3 protein-coding genes are annotated in these 3,053 nt (G+C 43.4%); 1 reads left to right on the top strand and 2 read right to left on the bottom strand.

Annotation, left to right across the window (positions count from 1 at the left end; translation table 11 throughout):
* Window positions 1-452, top strand: a 452-nt coding sequence (locus QME45_14600) for an ATP-binding cassette domain-containing protein (GenBank protein MDI6619856.1), incomplete at its 5' end; no start/stop codon positions are given.
* Window positions 453-505: 53 nt separating this feature from the next.
* Here the strand turns inward: QME45_14600 and QME45_14595 are convergent.
* Together QME45_14595 and QME45_14590 are read right to left on the bottom strand one after the other, a co-directional pair.
* Window positions 506-1,975, bottom strand: coding sequence for a nitrilase-related carbon-nitrogen hydrolase (locus QME45_14595; GenBank protein ID MDI6619855.1), 1,470 nt, complete (start codon window positions 1,973-1,975; stop codon window positions 506-508).
* A gap of 230 nt (window positions 1,976-2,205) precedes the next feature.
* Window positions 2,206-2,772, bottom strand: coding sequence for a manganese efflux pump MntP family protein (locus QME45_14590; GenBank protein ID MDI6619854.1), 567 nt, complete (start codon window positions 2,770-2,772; stop codon window positions 2,206-2,208).
* Window positions 2,773-3,053: the final 281 nt, after the last annotated feature.

Here is a 3,053-nt window from a genome sequence, read left to right as displayed (position 1 = left end):
CCATGATTTTATTATATAATCACGAAGCTGTGTCCGTCAAAGTTGGTATACCTCAAGCTGCGAAATTAGCTGGTGCAGATGATTTCATAACAAGACTTCCCGAAGGGTATCATACCATGATTACGGCAAATGGGAGCAATCTTTCACAGGGCCAGCGCCAGTTGATAGCCATATCCAGGGCTGCTGTCGCCGATCCTCCGGTTATGATTTTGGACGAGGCTACTTCATCGATAGACACCAGAACAGAAGCAATTGTCCAGAGAGGCATGGATGCATTGATGAAGGGAAGAACGGTTTTTGTAATTGCCCACCGGTTGTCAACTGTACAGAACTCAGACGTTATCATGGTGCTTGAACACGGAAATATTATAGAACGTGGAAGTCACAAGAAGCTTATCGATGAAAAAGGGAAATATTATCAACTTTATACGGGTGCTTTTGAACTGGAATAAATATGGCAAGGTTGCAATACAACCTTGCCATATTCCACCGTTCGGTAAAAATGTTACATAGATTTTTTTGACCGTGATTTCAGGCTATTTAAGATATAGATAATATTGACGGCTAAAAAGGCCGCGCAATCAAGCCACAAAAATACTTCGCCGGTCAAGCCGTATAGCGTCGTTTTTCCCTTTTCAGGGACATCGCTGATCATAACTCTGTCATCTGTTCTGAAGTAATTTTGATATGTGAGCATATTCCCGAGGTAATCGGCTGATATGGAAGAGCCTTTGTTTGCCTGCCTGACAGTTGAAAAACCATTTTCGACGCCCCTCAAAAACGCAACCTGCGTATGGTAATCGTCGATTCTTTTCGTATCGAATCCGGGCACGAGCATAATGTCGGCATCTCTTGCCTGGGAGATCAGAGCCGGGTAATCCATATCAAAACATATTGCCGTTGAGATTTTGCCATATGGCGTGCCAATCACATGTATGACTCCATCCGATTCGGTCGGGTACCAGGAGACCGTCTTTTCGTACTGGAATTCTACATTTCCGTCGGGGTTAATCATGATCGCGAGATTGCCGTTCCTTGTTTGGTTATAGATCAGTTTTACGACTGTTGGCATAAAGTACACATGATTTTCACTTGCAAAATTTTTTGCCCTGCTCAAAAATGCATCAAAATCGTCTTCGTAGACAGGACAATTCCCTTCGCTCCAGAAAATAATCTTGGCGCCGTAATCGGCTGCCCTCTTGCTCGGCTCAAACAATTTCTGCTGGATCCTTGCCATCGAAGGTTTGATACTATTTGCTTCTTGGCGCGGTGTTCCCGCATCGGTAATCGCCCAGTAATCGCGGTCGTGGGGCTCGGTGATCGAAGCTATCCGCACCGTCTTGCTATCCGGACGGTCGAATGAGAGACGCAGATATCCGAACGACATGATAATGGCAAATACGACCGCATACGCAATAAGCGGTTTTGCAACAGCAGATAGATTCTTGATATTTTGGGCGGCTAATACGGCAACCGGTGCAAACCACACTACGATAAATTCGATGAACCAGCTGCCGAACAGGGATGTTGCTTGAATAAGCGGCAAAAATTTGCTCTGGGTGTAAGCAACAGAAAAAGTCATACCCAGATTGGCATAAGTTAAAATGTAGTCAAATACAACAAACGTACATGGAAATACGAATGTCGATATCAGCAGATTCATTTTTTTGTAGTAGGCTCTGTCGAGATATAATGAAATCAGCAGTGGCAACGTCACCAAAAACGGGAATACAAGAAGCAGAACGGGCTCGAGATCCCAGGCTCCGTTAATTACCAAAAATCTGGCGGCCGCCATGATCAGCACAAGCGGAAGCGTCTTATACCATTTATCAATCCTTCTGAATGAATAGATTAAAATTGGGAAAGAAATCCAGGCCGCCACGGTAATGTTGTGCTCCCAGCCTACGAAGAACAGCAGGGCGGCCCCTATGGCTCCTGTAATGTATGGCATGAGTTTGTTTATATTTTCTTTCATGTATATACCCCCTTATGCATTTCCCTCTGAGACTAATATAACATATCCAAAAAATTAATCAAGTATTTTAATCAAATAATTTAATCGATTGATTTATCATCTTGAATTTGGGTATGGCGATTTGATTCTAAGGGGACATGCTATTTACACGATCTTAAGCATGATAGTGTATTTTTTATATTTGAAGAATATTATGTGAAGAGCGTTAGCGCAAAACCCTGCCGGACATCCTATTGAAAGAACAAGTGCTCAATAAGAATCTTCAACCCGATCAGGATAAGCACGATTCCGCCCGCAAGCTCCGATCTGCTTTTGAATTTTACGCCGAATCGATGACCGATGCCAACTCCGACCAATGAAAGAATAAATGTGGTCATTCCGATCAATGAAACAGCAGGGATAATAGATATCTTTAAAAATGCAAAGGTGATGCCTACTGCAAGAGCATCGATGCTCGTGGCAATAGACAGTATGAGCAGCTCTTTGATGTCAAGTCTGTCACAGCAATTGCGGGAACATCCATCGTCATTGAATACGTCGTATATCGCTTTTCCGCCGATGAATGACAGCAAACCAAAGGCGATCCAGTGATCGATGCTTGTGATATACCGTTCGAACTGCTTCCCCAGCAGCCAGCCGATAAGCGGCATCACTGCCTGAAATCCGCCAAAGAAAAGCGCTATGATTACCGAATTATGCAGATTCGGTTTTTTCATATTCAATCCCTTGCATAACGATGCCGCAAAGGCGTCCATCGACAGGCCGATGCCGATCAATAACAGTTCCAATAATCCCATATTTTCACCCCATAAAAAAATCAGGCGCTATTGCAGCACCTGATTGTATAATCTTTATGACAGACACAGGTACAGCATAAAGCCGTACATGAGTCTTGTTGTTTAATGCAAGCCAGACCGTCTTTTACGGTCAGCATGTTGACTTGCAACGTGAGGTACGCCAACTACTCCCCCATGAATGGATTTATTTTATCAGAAAGGATAAATTTTGTCAAGAATGCCGAAATTCTTGAGTTTCCGCATATTTATCCACACCACCTGATTTAAGAGAGAACAGTTGT

This window comes from Clostridiales bacterium (assembly GCA_030016385.1).
Classification (GTDB): domain Bacteria; phylum Bacillota; class Clostridia; order Clostridiales; family Oxobacteraceae; genus JASEJN01.
This window is presented reverse-complemented; position numbering and strand designations above follow the sequence as displayed.

Coding starts and splice junctions, on each gene's coding strand:
- QME45_14590 (MDI6619854.1), bottom strand. CDS start 2,772: ATGGGATTATTGGAACTGTTATTGATCGGCATCGGCCTGTCGATGGAC.
- QME45_14595 (MDI6619855.1), bottom strand. CDS start 1,975: ATGAAAGAAAATATAAACAAACTCATGCCATACATTACAGGAGCCATA.